The organism is Zunongwangia pacifica, from assembly GCF_023499215.1.
GTDB lineage: Bacteria > Bacteroidota > Bacteroidia > Flavobacteriales > Flavobacteriaceae > Zunongwangia > Zunongwangia pacifica.
In genome coordinates this window covers 1-25,781 of the sequence record NZ_JAKHSK010000017.1, presented here as the reverse complement: position 1 = coordinate 25,781, position 25,781 = coordinate 1, and the positions used below count along the sequence as shown (strand labels likewise).

At 36.3% G+C, this 25,781-nt stretch carries 18 protein-coding genes and 5 tRNA genes; 22 read left to right on the top strand and 1 reads right to left on the bottom strand.

The annotated features are described in order from the left end of the window. Positions 1–77 precede the first annotated feature (77 nt). The 20 genes from L1967_RS12615 (at position 78) to rpoC (ending at position 19,488) form a co-directional block, all read left to right on the top strand. Positions 78–2,162, top strand: a complete 2,085-nt coding sequence (locus L1967_RS12615; RefSeq protein ID WP_249601916.1) for an amino acid carrier protein — start codon at positions 78–80, stop codon at positions 2,160–2,162. A gap of 23 nt (positions 2,163–2,185) precedes the next feature. Next, the gene (locus tag L1967_RS12610) at positions 2,186–3,040 is read left to right on the top strand and encodes a ComEA family DNA-binding protein (protein WP_249601915.1); all 855 of its coding nucleotides are present in this window, start codon (positions 2,186–2,188) and stop codon (positions 3,038–3,040) included. Positions 3,041–3,167: 127 nt separating this feature from the next. Then, a complete protein-coding gene (locus L1967_RS12605) occupies positions 3,168–4,352 on the top strand; it encodes an acyl-CoA dehydrogenase family protein (protein WP_249601914.1) in 1,185 nt (394 codons plus the stop codon). 177 nt (positions 4,353–4,529) lie between these two features. Beyond that, positions 4,530–4,724, top strand: coding sequence for a 30S ribosomal protein S21 (gene rpsU, locus L1967_RS12600; protein ID WP_013070650.1), 195 nt, complete (start codon positions 4,530–4,532; stop codon positions 4,722–4,724). Between the two features lie 112 nt (positions 4,725–4,836). Beyond that, positions 4,837–5,730: a tyrosine-type recombinase/integrase gene (locus tag L1967_RS12595; RefSeq protein WP_249601913.1), complete on the top strand. Its 894-nt coding sequence runs from the start codon at positions 4,837–4,839 to the stop codon at positions 5,728–5,730. Between the two features lie 33 nt (positions 5,731–5,763). Beyond that, complete coding sequence (hpf, locus tag L1967_RS12590; protein ID WP_249601912.1) at positions 5,764–6,066, top strand: ribosome hibernation-promoting factor, HPF/YfiA family; 303 nt, start codon at positions 5,764–5,766, stop codon at positions 6,064–6,066. Positions 6,067–6,166: 100 nt separating this feature from the next. Next, positions 6,167–6,240: transfer RNA gene (locus L1967_RS12585), tRNA-Thr, on the top strand. A 193-nt stretch (positions 6,241–6,433) separates the two neighbouring features. Next, a tRNA-Tyr gene (locus L1967_RS12580) sits at positions 6,434–6,515 on the top strand. Positions 6,516–6,585: 70 nt separating this feature from the next. Further along, positions 6,586–6,658, top strand: a tRNA-Gly gene (locus tag L1967_RS12575). Positions 6,659–6,757: 99 nt separating this feature from the next. Then, positions 6,758–6,829 (top strand) — tRNA-Thr (locus L1967_RS12570). A gap of 57 nt (positions 6,830–6,886) precedes the next feature. Beyond that, positions 6,887–8,074 carry an elongation factor Tu gene (gene tuf / locus L1967_RS12565; protein WP_249601911.1) on the top strand — a complete coding sequence of 396 codons (1,188 nt, stop codon included), beginning with the start codon at positions 6,887–6,889 and terminating at the stop codon, positions 8,072–8,074. A 57-nt stretch (positions 8,075–8,131) separates the two neighbouring features. Beyond that, positions 8,132–8,204, top strand: a tRNA-Trp gene (locus tag L1967_RS12560). 15 nt (positions 8,205–8,219) lie between these two features. After that, entirely contained in the window at positions 8,220–8,417 is a 198-nt protein-coding gene (gene secE / locus L1967_RS12555) for a preprotein translocase subunit SecE (RefSeq protein WP_249601910.1), read from the top strand. A 7-nt stretch (positions 8,418–8,424) separates the two neighbouring features. Beyond that, positions 8,425–8,976: a transcription termination/antitermination protein NusG gene (gene nusG / locus L1967_RS12550; protein ID WP_249601909.1), complete on the top strand. Its 552-nt coding sequence runs from the start codon at positions 8,425–8,427 to the stop codon at positions 8,974–8,976. A gap of 70 nt (positions 8,977–9,046) precedes the next feature. Further along, positions 9,047–9,484, top strand: coding sequence for a 50S ribosomal protein L11 (gene rplK / locus L1967_RS12545; RefSeq protein WP_249601908.1), 438 nt, complete (start codon positions 9,047–9,049; stop codon positions 9,482–9,484). A gap of 19 nt (positions 9,485–9,503) precedes the next feature. Beyond that, on the top strand, positions 9,504–10,202 hold the full coding sequence (gene rplA, locus L1967_RS12540; RefSeq protein ID WP_249601907.1) for a 50S ribosomal protein L1: 699 nt from the start codon (positions 9,504–9,506) through the stop codon (positions 10,200–10,202). 9 nt (positions 10,203–10,211) lie between these two features. Then, positions 10,212–10,733, top strand: coding sequence for a 50S ribosomal protein L10 (rplJ, locus tag L1967_RS12535; protein WP_249601906.1), 522 nt, complete (start codon positions 10,212–10,214; stop codon positions 10,731–10,733). Positions 10,734–10,790: 57 nt separating this feature from the next. Then, positions 10,791–11,168 carry a 50S ribosomal protein L7/L12 gene (gene rplL / locus L1967_RS12530; RefSeq protein ID WP_249601905.1) on the top strand — a complete coding sequence of 126 codons (378 nt, stop codon included), beginning with the start codon at positions 10,791–10,793 and terminating at the stop codon, positions 11,166–11,168. 130 nt (positions 11,169–11,298) lie between these two features. Then, positions 11,299–15,111 (top strand): DNA-directed RNA polymerase subunit beta, encoded by a 3,813-nt coding sequence (rpoB, locus tag L1967_RS12525; RefSeq protein ID WP_249601904.1) that lies wholly within the window; start codon positions 11,299–11,301, stop codon positions 15,109–15,111. Between the two features lie 75 nt (positions 15,112–15,186). Continuing rightward, complete coding sequence (gene rpoC / locus L1967_RS12520; RefSeq protein WP_249601903.1) at positions 15,187–19,488, top strand: DNA-directed RNA polymerase subunit beta'; 4,302 nt, start codon at positions 15,187–15,189, stop codon at positions 19,486–19,488. Positions 19,489–19,748: 260 nt separating this feature from the next. Here the strand turns inward: rpoC and L1967_RS12515 are convergent, their stop codons facing one another. Beyond that, positions 19,749–23,390, bottom strand: a complete 3,642-nt coding sequence (locus tag L1967_RS12515) for an SNF2-related protein (protein WP_249601902.1) — start codon at positions 23,388–23,390, stop codon at positions 19,749–19,751. A gap of 239 nt (positions 23,391–23,629) precedes the next feature. Between L1967_RS12515 and L1967_RS12510 the strand changes: the two genes are divergently transcribed. Next, positions 23,630–23,944 (top strand): DUF3467 domain-containing protein, encoded by a 315-nt coding sequence (locus L1967_RS12510; RefSeq protein WP_249601901.1) that lies wholly within the window; start codon positions 23,630–23,632, stop codon positions 23,942–23,944. Positions 23,945–24,063: 119 nt separating this feature from the next. Continuing rightward, the gene (locus tag L1967_RS12505; protein ID WP_249601900.1) at positions 24,064–25,635 is read left to right on the top strand and encodes a Ppx/GppA phosphatase family protein; all 1,572 of its coding nucleotides are present in this window, start codon (positions 24,064–24,066) and stop codon (positions 25,633–25,635) included. The last annotated feature ends 146 nt before the right edge of the window (positions 25,636–25,781 follow it).

Below are 25,781 nucleotides of genomic sequence, written 5' to 3'. Positions count from 1 at the left end.
TAAAATTTGAATTAGCCTATTTTTTTAGCATCTTGCTGAGCGGAAAAAACAAATCTAAATTAAACACTAATCTGTATATGAGAAAGTACTTACTTTCAATGTTATTGCTACTTCCTGTGGCATTACTTCAGGCGCAGGAGCTGGAAGTAAAAACAAAAGTCGGAAACCCCACAAATCAAATTAACGACGGATTTATAGACGTTGAAGTAACCGGAGGAACCCCACCTTACACTTATAAATGGTCTAATAAAGACACCCCACTTAGTTCTTCTAAAGCTGAAGGTCTTACTGAAGGAGTTCCTTATACGGTGGTCGTTCAGGATAGTAATGGAAATACAACTACGGTAGAAGCTAAGGTGAAGGCCGAAGCAATTACTGAAAAATTTAATGGAACGTTTACGCCAGCTGTTGAAGGATTAACAGCTGTTCTTTTTTGGGACCCTTTTGCCGCATTAGGTATTTATGATCCTATTGTTTATGCTGACGTGAAAAATGTAGAGACTCCGGGCTGGAGTGCAGACGTTCAGGATAAATTTGTACTTAAGGAATGGCTTATAGCAGAAGGTTCTCATGTGGATAAAGGAGATCAGATAGCTATAGTAAGTTCTACCAAAAGCGGGGATGTACCCGTTTATACAAGTGCTTCTGGTACTTTAAAGTATCTGGTAAAAGAAGGAGGTAGTATTTATGATTATCAAAATACTGAAGATTTAATTGAAACAGGGGCACATTATCTGGCTCAAATAGAGTATGATGAGCCGGTTATACTTACCCATCCTAATGGAGACCCACAGTCGCACCCAATACCTTTCATCGTAATATGGCTGGTTTTTGGAGCAACTTTCTTTACCATAAGAATGGGCTTTATTAATATTAGAGGATTTAAGCATTCTTTTGAACTTGCCAGCGGAAAATATGATGACCCGGATGCACCGGGTACTATTACCCATTTCCAGGCCTTAGCTACTGCAGTTTCTGCAACTGTTGGTTTAGGAAATATTGCCGGGGTAGCTGTAGCCGTTTCTCTTGGTGGTGCGGGAGCAACTTTCTGGATGATTATTGCTGGTTTATTGGGAATGTCCTCTAAGTTTGTTGAATGTACACTTGGGGTAAAATATAGACATATTAACTCTGAAGGACGAGTATTTGGAGGCCCTATGAATTATTTACGTTACGGTCTGGAAAAACGTAACATGAAAAGTTTTGGTCGTTTTCTTGCAGGTTTCTTTGCTGTTTTAGGTGTTGGAGCTTCTTTTGGAGGGGGAAACATGTTTCAGGCCAACCAGTCTTTCGAGATTTTGTCTGGTCAATTTCCAATGTTGGCAGGAAACGGATTTTGGTTCGGTATTATCTTAGCTGTCCTTGTAGGTGTTGTGATTATAGGTGGTATCAATAGTATTGCTAAAGTTACCGGTAAGATTGTTCCGATAATGGCGGCCGTTTATATTATTGGAGCGTTTGTAGTTATTGGTATTAATATTGAAAATATTGGTCCGGCATTTACTGCCATCTGGGATGGTGCATTTAGCCCTTCTGCTCTTAAAGGAGGAGTTATTGGAGTGTTGATTGTTGGATTCCAGAGAGCGGCATTCTCTAACGAAGCCGGTGTAGGTTCTGCAGCAATCGCCCACAGTGTGGTAAAAACAAATAACCCACCTTCTGAAGGTTTTGTTGCATTATTGGAGCCTTTTATAGATACAGTTGTAGTTTGTACCTTAACTGCTTTGGTGCTTATCTTTACCGGTATGCACGAAGTTGAAGGAGTAGGTGGTACGCAGTTAACATCAGATGCTTTTGCAAGTGTGATCGACTGGTTCCCTTATGTACTTTCTGTAGCGGTGTTCTTATTTGCATTTTCTACCATGATTTCGTGGTCGTACTACGGAATGCGTGCATGGACTTTCCTTTTTGGGAAGAGTACAAGAACTGAATTGATCTATAAAATCTTCTTTTTAGTGTTTGTTGTGATAGGAGCTTCTATAAGTCTTGGTGCCGTATTGGATTTCTCTGATATGATGATCTTATCAATGTCTTTCCCTAATATTATTGGTCTTTATATAATGAGTGGTGAAGTTAGAGAAGATCTTAGAGAATACTTTAGAAAATTAAAAGCAGGAGAGTTATTTACTAAAGATGGTAAGCCAAAGACCACTATGCAATAACAGTGTAGTCTAAACATATAAGTATGAAATACTGGAAATCCCATTTCGTTTTCAATAAAAGTGAACGGAATGGGATTTTTGTTTTAGTCATTCTTATTATAATTCTTCAGATTCTTTATTTTAAATATCCTTTTTTTAGTGCTGAAGAAAAGGTTTCAGAAAAAACAAGTACTGAAATCACCCAATTTCAGCATAGCTTAGATAGTTTAAAGCAGAAGAATAGTAAAAAAGATACTATTTATCCCTTCAATCCTAATTATCTTACCGATTATAAAGCCTATCGGCTGGGAATGTCTGTAAAGGAGATCGATCGGTTATTAGATTTCCGTTCTTCTGGAAAATGGATAAATTCTGCTGAAGAATTTCAGGAAATCACCAAAATATCAGATTCTCTTTTTGTAAAATTATCTCCTCATTTTAAATTTCCCGATTGGGTGTCTACTGCTCAAACTTCAAATTCGATAAAACAAGCCCCTATTTTAAAGCTTGATCTTAATCTTACTACTGCTCAGGAACTTCAAAAAGTAAAAGGAGTAGGACAAGTACTTTCCAACCGAATAGTAAAGTACAGGGAACTTATAGGTGGTTATAGAAGTTTAATTCAGCTGAAAGATATTTATGGCTTGCCCGACGTTACTCGAAAAGAGCTTTTAAAATATTTAAATAAAATTCCGCCTAATTTCGATAAAAAGAATATCAATACCATCGGTATTTTAGAACTTTCAGAACTGCCTTATTTCAATTATGAATTGGCAAGGGCAGTAATAGAATATAGAAACCTTCATAAAGGAATAGATTCTATTGAAGTTTTATCAAAAATCGATGATTTTCCTCGTTCTAAATTTGATAGAATTCAATTATATTTAAGTTTTAATTGATATATTGTAAAAAAATACTATATTCTTAATTTTAAGTTCATTTTATAAGGTAAATCTAAAAATGAATTTAATTTAGCGGTATTTTTTACAGAAATAGATCGACTATTTTTTACACTATTAAGATTAAATGAATTCCATGTATTTTACTGAAGAGCATGCTCTATTCAGAGAGAGTTTTAAAGAGTTTTTACAAAAGGAGGTAGTTCCACACATTGATAAATGGGAAGAAACGGGAACTATTGAAAGATTTATTTGGGAGAAGTTTGGTGAGATGGGATATTTTGGTTTATTCCAGCCTGAGGAGTATGGAGGATTAAATCTTGATATTTTTTATACCATTATATTTCTGGAAGAATTACAAAAAATAAATTCTGGTGGTTTCGCAGCAGCCATGTGGGCGCATGCTTATTTAGCGATGACCCATGTGAAAGTAGAAGCCAGTGATGAGCTAAAAGAAAAGTATCTTACCACTAGTATCAGCGGAGAGAAAATAGGCGCGCTTTGCGTAACAGAACCTTTTGGAGGCTCTGATGTTGCAGGAATGCGATCTACCGCAGAGAGAAAAGGGGATACCTATATATTAAACGGTTCTAAAACTTTTATCACTAATGGGGTTTATGCCGATTATTTAGTGGTAGCCGCAAAAACAAGTCCTGAACTTAAGAGTAAGGGAATGAGTATTTTTATTGTAGATAGAAATGCCAAAGGAGTCTCGGCTTCAAAATTGAATAAACTGGGTTGGAGAGCTTCAGATACGGGAGAGATCGCTTTCGATAATGTAGAAGTTCCTGCCAGTAATATGTTGGGAGAAGAGAATAAAGGTTTTTCTTATATCATGCAGCATTTTGCGATGGAGCGTTTAATTATGGGAGTAAATGCACATGCAAGGGCAGAGTTTGCCTTGGATTATGCCATTAACTACATGAACGAGCGAGAAGCCTTTGGTAAAAAAATAAACGAATTCCAGGCTTTAAGACATAAGATCGCTGACATGGTAAGCGAAGTAACAGTGATTAAGGAATTTAATTATGCTACCGCGTATAAATTAGGAAATGGAGATTATCCGGTGAAAGAAGCCAGTATGTCTAAACTTTTGAGTACTAAAATTGCTGATGAAGTGATTTACGGAAGCTTGCAGATGTTAGGCGGGTATGGTTATATGGAAGACTATCCACTAGCCAGAATGTTTAGAGACAGTCGTCTTGGTCCAATAGGTGGTGGTACCTCTGAAATTTTAAGGGAAATTATCGCCAAAATGGTGATTGATAAAAAGGAATACAAAGCTCCGGTAAAGGAAGTTTTTAAATCGTAAAGTATTTTGGCGAAAATGATCCTAAATTATCGCCAAAATGGTGATTGATAAAAAGGAATACAAAGCTCTGATAAAGTAAGTTTTTAAAAGAATTTAGAATTAAACAAAATATTTGTTGGTTGTAAGTAAATAACGATTATATTTGCAGCCTAATTTTCAAAGAAAGGAGGTGGAACTATGTTAATAATACCAGTAAAAGACGGAGAAAACATTGATAGAGCGCTTAAGCGTTTTAAGCGTAAATTTGATAAAACAGGAACAATGCGTCAGCTAAGAAGTCGTCAGCATTTTACAAAACCGTCTGTAGAACGTAGGGCGCAAGTTCAAAAAGCGCAGTATATTCAGCACCTTAGAGATCAGGAAGATATCTAGTATTTCCTTTCTTTCTTAAGATTGAATGTATGCAGAGAAGCCCTGCTTCTTTGGTAAAAATATAACTGTTGATAGATAAAGTTTTTTAACTTTGTTTGTCAACAGTTTTTTTATGTCTATACCTCAGTTTAAAGACTATCTTCTTTTAGAGAAAAATTATTCGCTTCATACCATTAAAGCTTATGAAGCCGATCTTCTTTCTTTTCAGGAATTTCTATCCACTGAATTTGAATATTCAGATTTAAAAGAGGTGGATTATTCCCAGATCCGGAACTGGATCGTTTTTCTGTCAGAATCTGATATTTCTAATAGAAGTATCAATCGTAAAATATCCTCTTTAAAATCATATTATCGTTTTTTACAAAAGGTAGGAGAGCTTGCTATTTCTCCTTTGCAAAAACACCGTCCGCTTAAGATGGCAAAAAAGGTACAGGTGCCATTTTCCAAAGTAGAGGTGGTAAATGTAATTAATGATATAGATACACATAGTTTTGAAGGTATACGGGATAAGGCGATTATAGAATTGTTTTATTCAGCAGGGTTAAGGCGGATTGAGTTAATTAATCTCCAATTAGTAGATTTGGATCTCGTAGGACGAAATATTAAAGTTCTTGGAAAAAGAAATAAAGAAAGATACCTGCCGTTATTAAATAGTGTAGCGAAGACGATTGAGTTGTATATAAAGGAGCGAAACCTTGTTGCGCCTGTTCTTATGGAAAATTCATATTTATTTGTCTCTTCTAAAGGAGATAAAATGAGTGAAAGTCTTGTTTATAGAATAATAAATACTTATTTTAGTAAGGCGTCGGCTAAAGTTAAGAAAAGTCCTCATATACTTCGACATTCCTTTGCCACGCACTTATTGAATGAAGGGGCAAACTTAAATGCGGTAAAGGAACTCTTGGGCCATTCTAGTCTAGCGGCTACTCAGGTTTACACGCATAATAGTATTGCAGAGCTTAAAAATATTCATTCAAAAGCTCATCCCCGTAACAATAAGGACTAGCTTAACCTTTTGTTTAATTAAATTTTTGAAGTTATGAAAGTAAACGTGCAATCTGTAAACTTTAACGCAGATCAGAAGCTGATTGATTTTATTCAGAAAAAAATGGATAAACTAGAGAATTTCTACAGCAAGGTTATTTATGCGGATGTTTATCTGAAAGTTCAGAAAACAAGTGATAAGGAAAATAAGATTACAGAAATTTTGCTAAGTATTCCTGGCGGGGATGTTATGGTGAAAAAAACATGTAAAACTTTTGAAGAGTGTGTAGATGAGTGTGTTAACTCACTGCAGAGACAATTAATTAAACGCAAAGAGAAATCTAAAGCATATGCTTAGATAAAAAAATCTCGAAAATATATTTTGAGATCTAAATAATTTATATACATTTGCAGTCCGTTAGAAATAGCGGACTTTTTTATTGTGAAAAGTAAGTGTTGCCGATGTAGCTCAGCTGGCTAGAGCAGCTGATTTGTAATCAGCAGGTCGTGGGTTCGAGTCCCTCCATCGGCTCTGAAATTTTGAATCTGAAAGCTTTAGTTTAGCTAATTTGTTAAGAATTAATGAACTAGAAATTTTTCGAATTTTTTTTGAAAAAAGCTTTGGATGGTGCTGTAAAATTACTTTAATTTGCAGCCGTTTTGATACCATCATAAAGCTGGCCTTCGGGTTGTAGTTCTATGAAATAATGGTATAGTAATTTTGAGGGGAGATACTCAAGCGGCCAACGAGGACAGACTGTAAATCTGTTGGTTTTACCTTCGCAGGTTCGAATCCTGCTCTCCCCACATAAGCATTCAAAGTTAGAAGATTTAATATTTAAGATTAAATTTTGAATCACTAATATAGAATGAATAAGCGGGAGTAGCTCAGTTGGTAGAGCGTCAGCCTTCCAAGCTGAATGTCGCCGGTTCGAACCCGGTCTCCCGCTCAACAAAATTATTAAATGAGATCAATGATATCCGTAAGCTATTATTAGCTTATGGTTTTTGTTGTTTAAAGCAATTGGATAGTCTGACTATTCATTTTTGCCGACGTAGCTCAGGGGTAGAGCGCTTCCTTGGTAAGGAAGAGGTCACGAGTTCAATTCTCGTCGTTGGCTCTGGTTTAGTATAAAATTGAACACTAATATATAACTAAGATTAAATAAGTATTAATTATGGCAAAGGAAACTTATGATCGTTCCAAACCGCACTTAAATATAGGTACGATTGGACACGTAGATCACGGAAAAACTACTTTAACAGCAGCTATTACTAAGGTGTTAGCTGACGCTGGATATTCTGAAGCTAGAGCTTTCGATCAAATCGATAACGCTCCTGAGGAAAAAGATAGAGGTATTACTATTAACTCTTCTCACGTAGAGTACGCGACTGCAAATCGTCACTATGCTCACGTTGACTGTCCAGGTCACGCCGATTACGTTAAGAACATGGTAACTGGTGCTGCTCAGATGGACGGTGCTATCCTTGTTGTTGCTGCGACTGATGGTCCTATGCCACAAACTCGTGAGCACATCCTTCTTGGTCGCCAGGTAGGTATTCCAAGAATCGTTGTGTTTTTAAATAAAGTTGACCTTGTAGATGATGAGGAGCTTCTTGAGTTAGTAGAAATGGAAGTAAGAGATTTACTTTCTTTCTATGAGTATGATGGAGATAACGGTCCTGTAATTTCTGGATCTGCTCTTGGTGCTTTAGAAGGTGATAATAAATGGACTCAGTCTGTTTTAGATCTTATGGAAGCTGTTGATAGCTGGATCGAGTTGCCACAGCGTGATGTGGATAAACCATTCTTAATGCCAATCGAGGATGTATTCTCTATTACTGGTCGTGGTACAGTAGCAACTGGACGTATCGAAACTGGTGTAGCTAATACTGGAGATCCTGTAGAAATTATTGGTATGGGTGCTGGTAAATTAACTTCTACAATTACTGGAGTAGAGATGTTCCGTAAGATTCTTGATAGAGGTGAAGCTGGTGATAACGTTGGTCTTTTATTAAGAGGTATCGAGAAAACTCAGATCTCTAGAGGTATGGTAATTACTAAGCCTGGATCTGTAACTCCTCACGCTAAGTTTAAAGCAGAGGTTTATATCCTGAAGAAAGAAGAAGGTGGACGTCACACTCCATTCCATAACAACTACCGTCCTCAGTTCTACGTACGTACAACTGACGTAACAGGAACAATTAGCCTTCCTGAAGGAGTTGAAATGGTAATGCCAGGTGATAACCTTACTATTACTGTTGATTTGATTCAGCCTATTGCAATGAATGTTGGTCTACGTTTCGCTATCCGTGAAGGTGGTAGAACTGTAGGTGCTGGTCAGGTAACTGAAATTTTAGACTAATTATAGTTTGAATATATAAGGTATCCTGTGAAGAGCAGGATACCTTCTCTTTATCTTACGGGTTTAGCTCAGTTGGTAGAGCACTGGTCTCCAAAACCAGGTGTCGGGAGTTCGAGCCTCTCAACCCGTGCAAATACTTTAAGGAATGGCAGGAATTGTAAATTATATATCAGAGTCTTATAACGAGTTGAAAAACCATGTTACCTGGACAAGTTGGCCTGAAGCTCAAAGGCTAACAATTCTAGTTGCAGTTTTTTCTATTATTTTTTCTTTAGCTATTTGGGGTGTAGATACGTTGTTTAACAACGTTATTGAGCAATACTTTGAATGGGTAAAATCGTAATCTAGTTATGGCAGACGTTAAGGATAAAAAATGGTATGTAGTTCGTGCCGTAAGTGGACAGGAAAATAAAGTAAAAGATTATATAGAGCGAGAAATTTCCCATATGGGTATGGAAGACTGGGTTGATCAAGTATTGGTTCCCACTGAAAAGGTTATCCAGATTAGAAATGGGAAGAAGATTAATAAAGAAAGAGTTTACTTTCCTGGATATATAATGATTCAGGCCAATTTAGGCGGTGAAATTCCTCATATTATTAAGGGTATTAACGGTGTGATTGGTTTTCTTGGAGAAACAAAAGGTGGAGATCCTGTTCCACTTAGACAGTCTGAGGTTAATCGCATGTTAGGAAAAGTAGATGAGTTATCTGTTAAAACAGATAATGTTGCAATTCCTTTTACTCTTGGAGAGACTATTAAAGTAATTGATGGTCCTTTTAACGGTTTCAACGGAACTGTTGAGAAGATTAATGAAGAAAAGCGTAAGCTTGAAGTTATGGTTAAGATCTTTGGTAGAAAAACACCATTAGAACTTAGTTATATGCAGGTTGAGAAAATATAATTGTTACAAATTTTTTGATAGTTTTTTATTTGCTTCCACTCTAATAAACTATCTTCTAAAAATGTAAAAAATGGCAAAAGAAGTAAGTAAAGTTGTAAAACTACAAGTTCGCGGAGGTGCTGCTAACCCTTCACCACCAGTTGGACCTGCTTTAGGTGCTGCCGGAGTTAATATCATGGAATTCTGTAAGCAATTCAATGGTAGGACTCAGGATAAACAAGGTAAAGTATTACCTGTAGTAATTACTGTTTATTCTGATAAATCATTTGATTTTGTTATCAAAACTCCACCAGCAGCAGTACAGCTAATGGAAGCAGCAAAAACAAAAAAAGGTTCGGGAGAGCCTAATAGAAAGAAAGTAGCAAGTGTATCTTGGGACCAAGTAAAAACTATTGCTGAGGATAAAATGCAGGATTTAAATGCATTTACTATCGAAGCTGCAATGAAAATGGTTGCTGGTACGGCTCGTTCTATGGGTATAACAGTAAAAGGTGATGCACCGTTTTAATCCAAAAAGAATTTAGAAAATGGCAAAGTTGACTAAAAAACAAAAAGAAGCTCAATCTAAAATCGAAAAGGGTAAAGCCTATACGGTTGCTGAAGCTTCTGCTTTGATCAAAGAAGTGGCTAGCGAAAGCTTCGACGCTTCTGTGGATTTGGCGGTACGTTTAAATGTAGATCCTCGTAAAGCTAATCAAATGGTTAGAGGGGTTGTTACATTACCACACGGAACAGGTAAAGATGTTAAAGTTCTTGCTTTAGTTACTCCAGATAAGGAAGAGGAAGCTAAGAATGCAGGTGCTGATTATGTTGGTCTTGATGAATACCTTGATAAAATTAAAGGAGGTTGGACAGATGTAGATGTAATTATCACTATGCCTAGCGTTATGGGTAAATTAGGACCATTAGGACGTGTTTTAGGACCTAGAGGTTTAATGCCTAACCCTAAAACCGGAACTGTGACTATGGATATCGCTAAAGCAGTAGCTGATGTGAAAGCTGGTAAGATCGATTTTAAAGTTGATAAGACCGGTATTGTTCACGCTGGTATTGGAAAAGTGTCTTTTAATCCAGAAAAAATAGCTGGTAACGCGAGAGAATTATTAACTACGCTTGTAAAACTGAAACCTCAGGCAGCTAAAGGTGTATACATTAAAAGTATCCACATGTCCAGTACAATGGGGCCTGGTGTAGCAATAGATACAAAAAGGTTTACTGAGCAATAATAAGGTATTATGACAAGAGAAGAAAAATCAAAAGTAATAGAAGATTTAACTGCCCAGTTAGCTGATACTTCAACTATCTATATTGCAGATATCTCAGGTTTAGATGCCGGAACAACCTCTAATTTACGTAGAGCTTGTTTTAAAGCTAATGTAAAACTTGCGGTAGTTAAAAATACATTACTAACTAAAGCAATGGAAGCTTCTGATAAAGATTTCGGAGAACTTCCAACAACTTTAAAAGGTAACACCTCTATAATGATTGCTGAGACTGGTAATGCACCAGCTAAAGTGATTAAAGAATTTAGAAAGAAAAACGAGAAGCCGATTCTTAAAGGCGCTTTTATTGATGAAGCAATTTATGTTGGAGATGAGTATTTAGAAGCTCTTTCTAATATTAAGTCTAAAGAAGAGGTTATTGGGGATATCATTGGATTACTTCAATCTCCTGCTAAAAACGTTGTTTCTGCACTTAAATCAAGTGGAGGCAAAATTGCAGGAATCCTTAAGACTCTTTCAGAAAAAGAGGACTAGTATAGTACGCACTTTTTAATAAATATAACTTTTACAAAAATTTTAAAACGATAGAAAATGGCAGATTTAAAAGAATTCGCAGAACAATTAGTTAACTTAACAGTTAAAGAAGTTAATGAGTTAGCTGATATTTTAAAAGAAGAGTATGGTATTGAGCCTGCTGCTGCAGCTGTAGCTGTTGCTGGTGGAGCTGCTGCTGGTGGTGATGATGCTGCTGAAGAGCAAACTGAATTTGATGTAATTCTAAAAGCTCCAGGTGGATCTAAATTAGCAGTTGTAAAACTAGTAAAAGAATTAACTGGTCTTGGACTTAAAGATGCTAAAGAATTAGTAGATGGTGCTCCAAAAGCAGTTAAAGAAGGAATTGCTAAAGATGAAGCTGAAGCTTTAAAATCTCAATTAGAAGAAGCAGGAGCTGAGGTTGAGCTTAAATAAGCTTGACGAGAGCAATATTATTTAGGTTTAGACCTTAGGATACGCTCCTGAAGGTCTAAACCCTTTTGCGTATATAGAGCTGTAGCTTTTTTCGCAAGCAATTTTTATATAAATTATAATCCGTCCATTGATGTTAGCAAAGCAAACTGAAAGATTTAGTTTCTCTTCTGTAAAGAACAGACCTGACTATCCAGACTTTTTGGATATTCAGATCAAATCTTTCCAGGATTTCTTTCAATTAGAAACAAAATCAGAAGAGCGGGGAAATGAAGGCCTTTATAACACCTTCCTTGAAAACTTCCCAATTACGGATACCCGTAACCAATTTGTATTAGAATTTTTAGATTATTTTGTAGACCCACCAAGATATTCTATTCAAGAGTGTATTGAGCGTGGTCTTACATATAGCGTACCTTTAAAAGCAAGGTTAAAGCTATATTGTACAGATCCAGAGCATGAGGATTTTGAAACTATCGTACAGGATGTTTATTTAGGGACGATTCCTTATATGACGCCGAGTGGGACTTTTTGTATTAATGGAGCAGAGCGTGTTGTAGTTTCTCAGCTTCACCGTTCTCCAGGAGTATTCTTTGGACAATCTTTCCATGCAAATGGAACAAAATTATATTCTGCCAGAGTAATTCCTTTTAAAGGTTCTTGGATAGAATTTGCTACCGATATTAACAGCGTAATGTATGCTTATATCGATAGAAAGAAAAAATTACCTGTAACAACTCTTTTCCGCGCAATTGGATTTGAGCGCGATAAAGATATTCTTGAAATTTTTGATCTTGCTGAAGAAGTAAAAGTTTCAAAAACAGGTCTTAAAAAAGTTTTAGGTAGAAAGTTAGCGGCTCGTGTGCTTAACACCTGGTACGAAGATTTTGTAGATGAAGATACTGGCGAGGTTGTTTCTATCGAGCGTAACGAGATTGTTTTAGATCGTGATACCGAATTAGATAAGGATCATATAGAAGAGATTCTTGAAACCGGAACTAAAACAATTCTTCTTCATAAAGAAGATAACTCTACCGGTGATTATGCGATTATACATAATACACTACAGAAGGATCCAACAAACTCTGAAAAAGAAGCAGTTGAACATATTTATCGTCAATTACGTAATGCTGAACCGCCAGATGAGGAAACTGCGCGTGGAATAATTGATAAATTATTCTTCTCAGATCAGCGTTATAGTTTAGGAGAAGTTGGTCGTTATAGAATGAACAAAAAGCTTGGTCTTGATATCGGTATGGATAAGCAAGTGCTTACCAAAGAGGATATCATTACCATTGTAAAATATTTAATTGAGTTAATTAACTCTAAAGCAGAGATTGATGATATCGATCACTTATCTAACCGTCGTGTTAGAACTGTTGGAGAACAATTATCTCAGCAATTTGGTGTTGGTTTAGCCCGTATGGCTCGTACGATTCGTGAAAGAATGAACGTTCGTGACAACGAGGTATTTACACCTATCGATTTGATCAATGCGAAGACACTTTCTTCTGTGATCAACTCATTCTTTGGTACCAACCAGTTGTCTCAGTTTATGGATCAAACGAACCCATTAGCTGAGATTACTCATAAACGTCGTCTTTCTGCATTAGGACCTGGCGGTCTTTCCAGAGAGCGTGCTGGTTTCGAGGTTCGTGACGTTCACTATACTCATTATGGAAGATTGTGTCCTATTGAGACTCCTGAAGGTCCTAACATTGGTCTTATTTCTTCACTTTCAGTTTACGCGAAAGTTAATGGAATGGGATTCATTGAAACACCTTATAGAACGGTAGAAGAAGGAAAAATTAATATTTCTGAAGAGCCTATTTATTTAAGCGCTGAAGAAGAAGAAGGAAAGAAAATTGCTCAGGCAAACATTCCTTTAGGTGATGATGGAACTATCGATACCGATAAGGTAATTGCGCGTATGGAAGGAGACTTCCCGGTTGTGGATCCTAAAGAGGTTCATTATACCGATGTTGCTCCTAACCAGATTTCCTCAATTTCTGCATCTTTAATTCCTTTCTTGGAGCATGATGATGCGAACCGTGCATTGATGGGATCTAACATGATGCGTCAGGCAGTTCCGTTACTAAGAGCAGATTCTCCAATCGTAGGAACCGGATTGGAAAGACAAGTGGCTACAGATTCTCGTGTATTGATTAATGCAGAAGGAGAAGGAGAAGTAGAATATGTAGACGCGCAAAAGATTACAATTAAGTACGATCGTACTGAAGAAGAAAGAATGGTAAGTTTCGATTCAGATTCTAAAACTTACGATCTTATTAAATTCCGTAAAACTAACCAGGGAACTTCTATCAACCTTAAACCGATTGTTAGTGTTGGTGATAGAGTGACTAAAGGACAGGTATTATGCCAGGGGTATGCAACCGATAAAGGGGAGCTTGCACTTGGACGTAACATGAAAGTTGCCTTTATGCCTTGGAAAGGATATAACTTTGAGGATGCGATTGTAATTTCAGAGAAAGTTGTAAGAGACGATATCTTTACATCTATTCATATTGATGAATATTCATTAGAAGTTCGTGATACTAAATTAGGTAACGAAGAGCTTACTAACGATATTCCTAATGTTTCAGAAGATGCTACTAAAGATCTAGATGAGCATGGTATGATTAGAATAGGGGCTGAAGTGAAGCCTGGAGATATTCTTATTGGTAAGATCACGCCTAAAGGAGAAAGTGATCCTACGCCAGAAGAAAAACTTCTTAGAGCGATCTTTGGTGATAAAGCGGGAGACGTTAAAGATGCTTCTTTAAAAGCTTCACCATCATTAAGTGGTGTGGTAATTAATAAGAAGTTATTTGCCCGTGCAATTAAAGATAAGCGTAAGAGAGCACAAGATAAAGAAGACGTTGCTGTTTTAGAGAAAAAGTACGAGGCTAAATTTGCTGTACTTAAATCGCAATTAGTAGATAAGTTATTTGCTATCGTAGGTGGAAAAACAGCTCAGGGTGTACAAAATGATCTAGGAGAAGAGGTTCTTCCAAAAGGTAAGAAGTATACATTAAAGATGTTAAATTCTGTTGATGATTATACACACCTTACTCAGGGAATCTGGACAACAGATGATCATACAAATGCACTTGTAGCAGATCTTCTTCATAATTATAAAATTAAAGAGAACGATCTTCAGGGTAATTTAAGAAGAGAGAAATTTACGATTTCTGTAGGGGATGAGCTTCCATCTGGAATTTTAAAACTTGCTAAAGTTTACATCGCTAAGAAACGTAAGCTTAAAGTAGGGGATAAGATGGCAGGACGTCACGGTAACAAAGGTATTGTTGCCCGTATTGTTCGTCAGGAAGATATGCCATTCTTAGATGATGGAACTCCGGTAGATATTGTATTGAACCCACTTGGGGTACCTTCTCGTATGAACATTGGTCAGATTTATGAAACTGTTCTTGGTTGGGCAGGTCAGAAATTAGGTAAAAAGTATGCAACGCCAATTTTTGATGGTGCATCTTTAGACAAGATCAATGAGTTAACAGACGAAGCAGGAATTCCACGTTTTGGTCACACGTATCTATTTGATGGTGGTACAGGTGAGCGTTTCGACCAGAGAGCTACAGTAGGTGTAATTTATATGCTGAAATTAGGTCACATGATCGATGATAAAATGCACGCTCGTTCCATTGGGCCATACTCTCTTATTACTCAGCAACCACTTGGTGGTAAAGCTCAGTTTGGAGGTCAGCGTTTTGGTGAGATGGAGGTTTGGGCTCTTGAAGCATACGGTGCTTCAAGTACCTTAAGGGAAATCTTAACCGTAAAATCTGATGACGTGATAGGAAGGGCTAAAACTTACGAAAGTATCGTTAAAGGAGAGCCTATGCCAGAACCAGGTTTACCAGAATCTTTCAATGTATTGATGCATGAATTGAAAGGTCTTGGACTGGATTTAAAATTAGAAGAATAAAACACTGTTTTTCGGAGCGGTATAGCCGCTCCGAATTTTCAGTATTTTCACAATAATTAGATAGCAGCATTTATTATGGCTAGAAATAATGATAAGAATACAGTACAGAGATTTAATCAAATCTCTATCGGTTTAGCTTCTCCCGAGTCTATCCTCGCAGAATCTCGTGGCGAAGTTCTTAAACCGGAAACTATCAATTATCGTACGCACAAACCTGAGCGTGACGGATTGTTCTGTGAGCGTATTTTTGGTCCTGTGAAGGATTACGAATGTGCTTGTGGAAAATACAAAAGAATACGTTACAAAGGGATCGTGTGTGACCGTTGTGGTGTAGAGGTAACAGAAAAGAAAGTTCGTAGAGACCGTGTTGGGCACATCAATTTGGTAGTTCCTGTAGCTCATATCTGGTATTTCCGTTCTTTACCAAATAAAATAGGGTATTTACTTGGTCTTCCATCTAAGAAATTAGATATGATTATTTACTACGAAAGATACGTGGTAATTCAGCCTGGTAATGCAAAAAATGAGAATGGAGATCCTTTAAAGAAAATGGATTTCTTAACTGAAGAAGAGTATCTTAATATTTTAGACGAACTTCCTCAGGAAAATCAATATTTAGAAGACAGCGATCCAAACAAGTTTATCGCTAAAATGGGAGCTGAATGTCTTATCGAAATTCTTAGAAGAATAGACTTAAATGAACTTTCTTACGAATTAAGACATAAAGCAAATAACGAAACTTCTAAACAACGTAAAACTGAGGCTTTAAAACGTCTTCAGGTGGTAGAAGCACTTCGTGATGCCAATAAAAACCGTGAGAATTTACCAGAATGGATGATTATGAAAGTTATCCCGGTAATTCCACCAGAATTAAGACCTCTTGTACCTTTAGATGGTGGTCGTTTTGCTACTTCAGATCTTAATGATCTTTATAGAAGGGTAATTATTCGTAACAACCGTCTTAAGCGTTTAATGGAAATTAAAGCTCCTGAAGTGATTTTACGTAATGAAAAACGTATGCTTCAGGAATCTGTAGATTCATTATTCGATAATACAAGAAAATCGTCTGCAGTAAAAACGGATTCTAATCGTCCGCTTAAATCCCTTTCAGATTCTTTAAAAGGTAAGCAGGGACGTTTCCGTCAAAACTTACTTGGTAAGCGTGTGGATTATTCAGCACGTTCGGTAATCGTTGTAGGACCAGAACTTAAAATGTTTGAGTGCGGTCTTCCAAAGAATATGGCGGCAGAACTTTACAAGCCTTTCGTGATTAGAAAATTAATCGAAAGGGGTATTGTGAAAACAGTAAAATCTGCGAAAAAGATTATAGATAAAAAAGAGCCGGTGGTATGGGATATCTTAGAAAATGTTCTTAAAGGACATCCTGTATTACTAAACCGTGCTCCTACGCTTCACCGTCTTGGTATCCAGGCATTCCAGCCAAAGCTTATCGAGGGTAAAGCAATACAATTACACCCATTAGCATGTACGGCCTTTAACGCCGATTTTGATGGGGATCAGATGGCGGTGCATTTACCACTTGGGCCAGAGGCTATTTTAGAAGCTCAGTTATTAATGCTGGCTTCTCACAATATTCTTAACCCTGCGAATGGTTCGCCAATTACAGTACCTTCTCAGGATATGGTACTTGGTCTTTATTATATGACCAAACTTAAGCGATCTACTGAAGAAGAGCCTGTATTGGGAGAAGGGTTAACGTTCTACTCGGCAGAAGAAGTAGTCATTGCTTACAACCAGAAGAAAGTAGATCTTAATGCTCCAATTAAAATTAGAGCTAAAGATTATAACGAAGAAGGAAAACTGGTTTACCAGATTATCGAATCTACAGTAGGTAGAGTTTTGTTTAATGAAACTGTACCAGAAGTAGCAGGATATATTAATGAGGTATTAACTAAAAAATCACTTCGTGAGATTATTGGTAAGATTCTTAAATTAACCAGTGTTCCTGAAACGTCAGAATTCCTTGATAAGATTAAATCTCTTGGATATGGATTCGCGTTCCGTGGTGGATTATCATTCAGTTTAGGTGATATTATTATCCCTGCTGAAAAACAAACGATGATCGACGAAGCGAATGAGCAGGTAGAAGGTATTATTGGTAACTATAACATGGGTCTTATTACCAATAACGAACGTTATAACCAGGTAATTGATATCTGGACTTCTACAAATGCCGGTCTTACTGAATTAGCGATGAAGCGAATTCGTGAAGATAAGCAAGGATTTAACTCGGTATTCATGATGCTTGATTCTGGAGCTCGTGGATCTAAAGAGCAGATTCGTCAGCTTACCGGTATGCGTGGTCTTATGGCAAAACCTAAGAAATCGAACTCTGGTGGAGGTGAAATTATCGAAAACCCAATTCTTTCTAACTTTAAAGAAGGTCTTTCGATTCTGGAATACTTTATCTCTACTCACGGTGCTCGTAAAGGTCTTGCCGATACCGCACTTAAAACAGCAGATGCGGGTTACTTAACTCGTCGTTTGGTAGATGTTTCTCAGGACGTTATCGTAAACGAAGAAGACTGTGGAACGTTAAGAGGGGTAGAAGTTAAACCACTTAAAAAGAACGAAGAGATTGTAGAATCTCTTGGAGAAAGAATATTAGGACGTATTTCTTTAAATGATGTATATAACCCAACTACAGACGACCTAATCGTTGAAGCTGGGGCAGAGATTACTGAAGAGATCGTTGAAATTATAGAAAATGCACCAATCGAAAGTGTAGAGGTGCGTTCACCACTTACCTGTGAAGCGAAAAAGGGTATTTGTGTAAAATGTTATGGTCGTAACCTTGCAACGAATAAACTTGTTCAAAGAGGGGAAGCTGTAGGTGTAGTTGCTGCTCAATCTATTGGGGAGCCTGGTACACAGCTTACGCTACGTACCTTCCACGTTGGGGGTATTGCAGGAAACATTTCAGAAGAAAACAAACTGATCACTAAGTTTGATGGTATTGCTGAAATTGATGATCTTAAAGTTGTTAAAGGAGAAGCTCCAGATGGTAGTACATCAGATATCGTAATTTCCCGTACGGCAGAGATTAAGGTTAAGGACAAGAAAACAGGTGTTGTTTTAAGTACAAACAATATTCCTTACGGTTCTGAAATCTTTATCGAAGATGGGGTAGAAATTGCAAAGGGAACTACCGTATGTCAGTGGGATCCTTATAACGGTGTGATTATCTCTGAGTTTGCTGGTAAGATCAAATATGAGAATGTAGAACAAGGAGTTACTTATCAGGTGGAGATCGATGAGCAAACAGGATTCCAGGAAAAAGTAATTTCTGAATCCCGTAATAAAAAGCTTATCCCAACCTTGCATATTTTAGGTAAGAAAGATGAAGTTATTCGTTCTTACAACTTACCGGTAGGTGCCCACCTTATGGTAGATAATGCTGAAAAAATTGGTGTTGGTAAAATTTTAGTGAAGATTCCTCGTAAATCATCTAAAGCAGGTGATATTACCGGTGGTCTTCCAAGGGTAACCGAGCTTTTTGAGGCACGTAACCCATCTAACCCGGCTGTAGTTTCAGAAATTGATGGTGTTGTTTCATTTGGTAAAATAAAACGTGGAAACCGCGAAATTATCGTTGAGTCTAAATTTGGAGAGATTAAGAAGTATTTAGTAAAACTTTCTAACCAGATCTTAGTACAGGAAAATGATTATGTTCGTGCAGGTATGCCACTTTCTGACGGATCTATAACTCCAGAGGATATCCTTAACATTAAAGGGCCAAATGCAGTACAACAGTATCTTGTAAACGAAGTACAGGAAGTTTATCGACTACAAGGGGTGAAGATTAACGATAAGCACTTTGAGGTAGTAGTACGTCAGATGATGCGTAAAGTAAGAATCGTTGATCCAGGAGATACTATCTTCTTAGAAAACCAATTAGTTCATAAATCAGACTTTATTGAAGAAAACGATAAGATCTTTGGAATGAAAGTAATTGAAGATGCAGGTGATTCAGAAAACCTAAAACCAGGACAAATTGTATCGCTAAGAGAGCTAAGAGACGAAAACTCTCAGCTTCGTAGAGAAGACAAGAACCTGGCTTCAGCAAGAGACGTTGTTGCAGCAACTGCAACTCCGGTTCTTCAGGGTATTACCAGAGCATCACTTCAAACCAAGTCGTTTATTTCTGCGGCATCATTCCAGGAAACTACTAAGGTATTGAACGAAGCTGCTGTAAGCGGTAAGATCGATTCTTTAGAAGGACTTAAGGAAAATGTAATTGTAGGACATAGAATCCCGGCAGGTACAGGTATGCGTAAATATGATAGCATCATTGTTGGTTCTAAAGAAGAATTTGACGAAATGCTAGAGAAAAAGCAGGAAGTTAATTATAATTAAAAACAAAGAAATCACTCATTTCTTTATAAAAAAACCTCACAGTAGAAACTGTGAGGTTTTTTGTTTTTAATAACCAGATGAAACACATTGAATTAGGTAGAGATTGTTTAAAAATTTTTAAAATCATCATTCTAAATTCATTTGGAAGTTCATCATACTGATTAATCATTTATAGTAGAACCTGAAAAGAAGTTATGATAGACGAAAATTATCTTTATAGGGAGCTTAGAACACCTCAATATGTTGATTTTTGAGGTAAATTACACAAGATTCATTAAATCGGTTTTGTTTAGTTGTTTAAAGAAACCGGAGTCCGTATGGATAATATCCTCGGCTAACTTCCTTTTACGATCTTGTAATTCTAGTATTTTTTCTTCTATACTATTTGTGCAAATCATACGCAGCGCAATTACTTTATTGATTTGTCCAATTCGGTAAGCCCTGTCAATCGCCTGATTTTCTACTGCCGGGTTCCACCACGGATCTACGATAAAAACATATTCTGCTTCGGTTAAATTTAGTCCTGTTCCACCGGCTTTTAGGCTAATAAGAAATATCCTGACTTCTTCATCTTCCTGAAAAGCGGCAACTTCTGCCTGGCGTTTCGTGGTCTGTCCAGTTAAATATGCGGATTTAATTTTTTCCTTATTCAGACGTTCCCTTATAAGGTTCAGCATTCCCACAAACTGGGAAAAAATAAGTATTTTATGCTCTTTGTGCAGTTTTAGTACCTGATCTACAATTTCTTCCAGTTTTGCAGATTCTTCGCCATAATATTCATGATCAGAAAGTAGGGCCGGACTGTTACAAATCTGGCGTAATTTTGTTAATCCCTGTAAAATATGCATACTGGAATTCTTTAAATCCTCATCATTCTTACCTTCCAGATAGTTCTGAAATTCTTTTTTGTAGCTATCGTAAACACGGCGTTGTTCTTTTCCCATATCACAATAAATGACCATTTCTGTTTTTTCCGGTAGTTCGGTAGCAACTTCCTTTTTGGTGCGCCTTAAAATAAATGGTTTTATTTTTTGCTGAAGTTCTTTTGCGCGGGCTTCATCCTGAAATTTGTCTATAGGTGTGGAATAATCTGCCGTAAATTGCCGTGCACTACCAAATAATCCCGGCATAGCGAAAGAAAGTTGAGCGTATAAATCGAATGTGTTGTTCTCTACGGGTGTGCCGGTAGTCACAATACGCTGTCTGGCTTTTAAAAGCCTTGCTGCTTTATAACGTTTTGAAGCGGGGTTTTTTATCGCCTGGGATTCGTCTAGTACGATAACATTAAAATTAATTTTCTCTAAAATTTCTATGTCTTTTAGCATAATACCATAAGAGGTGATAATAAGGTCATAATTATCAAAAACAATCTCTTTAGTATTACGGTTAATCCCATACACTATTGTGTACTTGATTTCTGGAGCGAATTTTCCTATTTCTGTTTCCCAATTATGCAATAGTGAAGTGGGAACCACTACCAGATTTGGCGCTGTGTACCCTTTATCTAATTGGGAGAGAAAATACGCGAGGATCTGGACGGTTTTCCCTAATCCCATATCATCGGCCAGGCAACCCCCAAATCCAAATTCATCCAAAAAGTTTAACCAGTTTAAACCTTCTTTTTGGTAATCCCGTAAGGTAGTTTTTAATTTTTTTGGTGTTTTTACATTTCTTATAGAATTAAAATTAGCTAACTTTTCACGATAACTCTCCAATTCGGTTTTTACTTCTGAAGAAAGAATTTCTTTTTCGAACAAATCATCGACAAATGTAAACTGTGATTTATGGGAGCGTATGGAATCTGCTTTTATTTCTCCCGATCTAAAATATCGGCTAAACTTTTCGATCCATTCGTTAGGTAAAAATCCCTTTGTTCCATCGCCCAGCAATACAAACCTATTTTTATTAACCAGCGACTTCCTAATTTCTTTAAGGCTCACTTTTTGATCCCCAAAAGCAATATCGGTATGAATATTAAACCAATCGATACCAGAGGTTACCGAAGATCTTACTTTTATTTTATGAGGGTTTAAATTATTGTTTTTTAACTGCTTAAATCCCATGATGGTGTACCCGTGCTCGCGCCATGCCTCAAAAGCATCGATAAACCATCCCTCTTCTAAAAATTCCTGCTTATGTAAATAATAGAAACTTGTTGGAGGATTCTCTTCAAAAGTATGGTGTTGCTCCTGTATATTACGCTTAAATCTATGTTCTGCTTTTTCATCCCTGTCGATCACATACATTTTCCCTTTATCATCTTCAGCGTAAATATTTTGTCTGGATAAAACTGAAGCTTCTATTTCACCGTAGCAAATTACCGGAGTGATAAGTATATAGTCATCAGATTCAGAAAGATATATTTTTTGTTCGGTGACCTGATCCAATGCCTGCTGTTGGATCAATTTTTTAGGGGCTTTTTTTATGAAACTATATTCTACGTTTATTGCATGCTCTAGAGGATCCAGGAATTCTTTTTTAAAATCGGCGAATTTATGTGCTGGTAAAAAAATATCATGTTGATATTTACTAAAAAAACTGAATAACTTTTTAAGCAAAGGCTCTTTTAGAAAATAAAAATTATCCCCTAAACAGATATAGCACTCTATTTGTTTTAAATCGGCAGAATAATAGTTTTTGCCATCTATGGTGATTTTTAATTTTATTAAGTAGAAATCATTTTTTTGAGTAACAATCACTGTGCTTTTAAGATCGATAATAAAAAACTGAATGGGTTTTATTTTGGCAGGTGTTATCTTTTCTTCACGCCAGCTTGATTCGTAATAATAAAAAGGTAATTGTAATGGATTTTTAAGAATGGCCAAGTGGTCATTAAAAGAAAGCTCTTCTTCTTGTTCAAAAAGCATGGTCATAAATAAAAATTCTTCAGGGGTAGAAAGACCTTTAGATTTTTCTTTCAAATTTACCTGCTCTACAGGAGATTTCATCTTACCCGTTTTTGCTAATTGAGCTACCATTAACCGAAATTTAAATCCATAATTCATATAATTTTCCGCTAATATAAATTCCATTTTAGGTTGAACACTCCTAGGTTTAGGAATCTGAAAATCAGAAATCATTTCTTTTTTTAACTTCGAAAGTTCTGAAGGTGAGAGCGATAAAAAATTATATTTTGGCTTGAAATATAGCCTGTCGAAAGCAATAGAAATTTGATAGAAATCGTCTAGATTTTCTACGTTCCCTAATCCCTGCGCATCTGCCTGATCTTTTAGATGTTTAAAGCGAAGCTCTGGATTAAAAGGAAGTTGAAATGTTTCCTGATTAATTATACTTAACAGTAAAGTGCGAAGGTGCTCACAGATTAATGTAGAAGATCCATTTTTGCAACTGCATTCCAAATATAGATTATTGGTATCCTGAATAATATTCAGGCTAAACTTTTTAAAGTAAGAATAGTTAATATTGGCTATGAATTTATTATTAAATATTTGTGCATCAATAATTTCTAATGAGTTTTGCCATGAGGCTTGGCCGGTTTTTTTAGATATATTTTTTATAGTTGTAGCATCTAATTTTAGTATATGTTGATTTTTAAGTATATATGTTTTCCCCTGTTTTTTTATATTTATTGGGGAGTGTGATGGTCTAATTTCTGGTAAATGAAATTCTTGCTCAACTTGTCTATCGGCTTCTACCAAAACATGCGCAATATGCTTACAAAAACCACTCTGGTCGTATGGACAAGAACATTTGGCAGCAATTACCTGATTGTGATCAAATTGTATAGAAACGTTATATTGTCGGGAACCCAAAACTTTCGCCTTAATCTCGAATTCAGCGCATTCTAATGAAACGATTAAAGAATCTGCGTACCTGCTTCTTGTTTTTTGGGTAGTATTATTATTGATAAAAGTTTGGAAAGGTTTAAAATGCAGTTTCATATTTATGTGGTTCCTTTTTAATCGAGACTTGTTTATTGGCACCGCCAAAGGGTTTAACCCCAAGGTAGTTCACTTTAATGAAATCTTTAATCGGCTAAATTTAATAAGGCTTATTGAACATAAAAAACAAAAAGTAAAATGGTTTCAAGGTATTTTTCGTAATTTAGTTTTTCTTAAAGAATTCTAAAATCAAGTCATTGCGTAAATATCTTGCGTAAGAACGTATAATTTTATAAATAATGAGTGACGAAAACAAGCCAAAACAAGGCCAGATTAATATAGAATTAGATGAAGCGGTTGCTGAAGGAACCTATTCTAACCTAGCGATTATTAACCATTCTATTTCAGAATTTGTAGTAGATTTTGTGAATATCATGCCAGGTAAACCAAAAAGTAAAGTGAAAAGCAGGATTATCCTTACGCCACAACACGCAAAACGTTTTTTAAAAGCTTTGGCAGACAACGTAGAACGTTTTGAAAAGCAACACGGTGAAATAAAAGATTATGAAAAAACGCCAATTCCTATGAATTTTGGTCCTACAGGACAGGCTTAAAACAAAATCTTTACCATACGAACCCACAGTGAGAACTGTGGGTTTTTCTTTTCCAACTAATAATTGATTACCTTTAGGTTTAACTAACATGGGATAACTTATTGGCATAAAAATAATATATGACAACACCACAATCTCAACCTGCTAAAAGAATAGCTGCTATAGATCTTGGAACAAATTCCTTTCATGCAGTACTCGTAGATATATACCCTGATGGTAGCTTTCGTACCGTTAATAAATTAAAAGAAATGGTAAGTCTTGCTGAAAAGGGGATGGAAGATCGGTTGAGCAGGCAAGCGATGGATCGTGGCCTTGAAGCCTTAAAAAGAATCAAATTTTTATGTGAAAGCCATAACGTAGAGCAAATTCTGGCCTACGCCACAAGTGCGATTAGAGAAGCGAAGAATGGAGGTGATTTTATTAAAGAAGTTATAGATGAAGTAGGAATTAGAGTTAGGGCGATATCTGGTAAAATGGAAGCTGAAATGATAGGACTTGCTATAAAGCATAGTGTTGTTATTGAGGATGAGATGGTATTGATGATCGATATTGGTGGTGGTAGTGTTGAGTTTATTATTGGTAATCGAGAAGAGTTTGTGTATTATAATAGTTTGAAGCTTGGTGTAGCAAGAATGGCAGCGACTTTTGTCGATTCAGATCCTATTAAAAAAGACACTATTAAATCATTAGAAAGCCATTATGAAGATAAGTTAGCTGACGTTATAAAATTGGCTAAACAGCATGAAGTGAAAACTATTATTGGTTCTTCGGGAACTATGGAAAATATTGCCGAGATGGTGGCGGGACGAAATGATATAACAGCGGCAAGAACCCTTAATGAACTTACTTTTAAGAAAGAGGCTTATATTGATTTTTATCATGAATTTATAAAGCTTGACAAGAAAGGGAGGCTGAAAGAGAAGAAGTTAGAAGGAAAGCGGGTCGATATTATCAATCCCGGTGTTTTGTTATTAAAATTTCTTATTGAAGAATGTTCAATAGAAGAAATTAAAATATCTGAAGGGGCGCTTAGGGAGGGCATGATCATCAATTATATTAACAATAAGAAAGAAGAACTTCATCTAGACCTTGTTGCGAATTTTGAAAATCCACGCCAAAGAAGCGTTTATGAATTGTTACGAAAATGCAATTGGGCTAAAGCCCATTCTATGCATGTAGCCAATTTTGCCCTACAAATTTTTGATGAATTCAAGGAAGAGATGAATTTGGATGAGCAGGACAGGGAACTGCTGGAATACGCAAGTTTGATGCATGATATTGGTTATTATATTTCGTATCGAAAACACCATAAACATGCCTTATATCTTATAAAATATTCAGATTTGTTAGGTTTCAGTGAAGATGAGATTAATATTATGGCCAACGTAGCGCGATATCATCGCAAATCGACACCTCATAAACGCCATAAACCCTATAAAGAACTGAGTAAAAAATTACGTCGTAAAGTTAAAAAGCTTTCTGCAATCATAAGGGTTGCCGATGGATTGGATAGAAGTCATTATCAAAACGTACAGAAATTAGAAATTGACAATACTAAGGGGAAAATAAACTTGCTTATAAGCACCTATAGCGATCCTGAACTAGAAATATGGGGGGTACTCCGTAAAACCGATTTATTAGAAAAAATGACCGGAAAAAAAGTAAGGATATATCAAATAGAACATCAATAGCAATATTTTAACCGTATTTTTTAAAGAAGTGATCTAAACTTTTTTTGAGAGAAAAAAATAGGCTGTGGATATTTGTGTTGCCAAACAAAAAAATCACACAGCCATGTACATCGTACTGTGCAAAGATATAATAGAAAGTGATATCA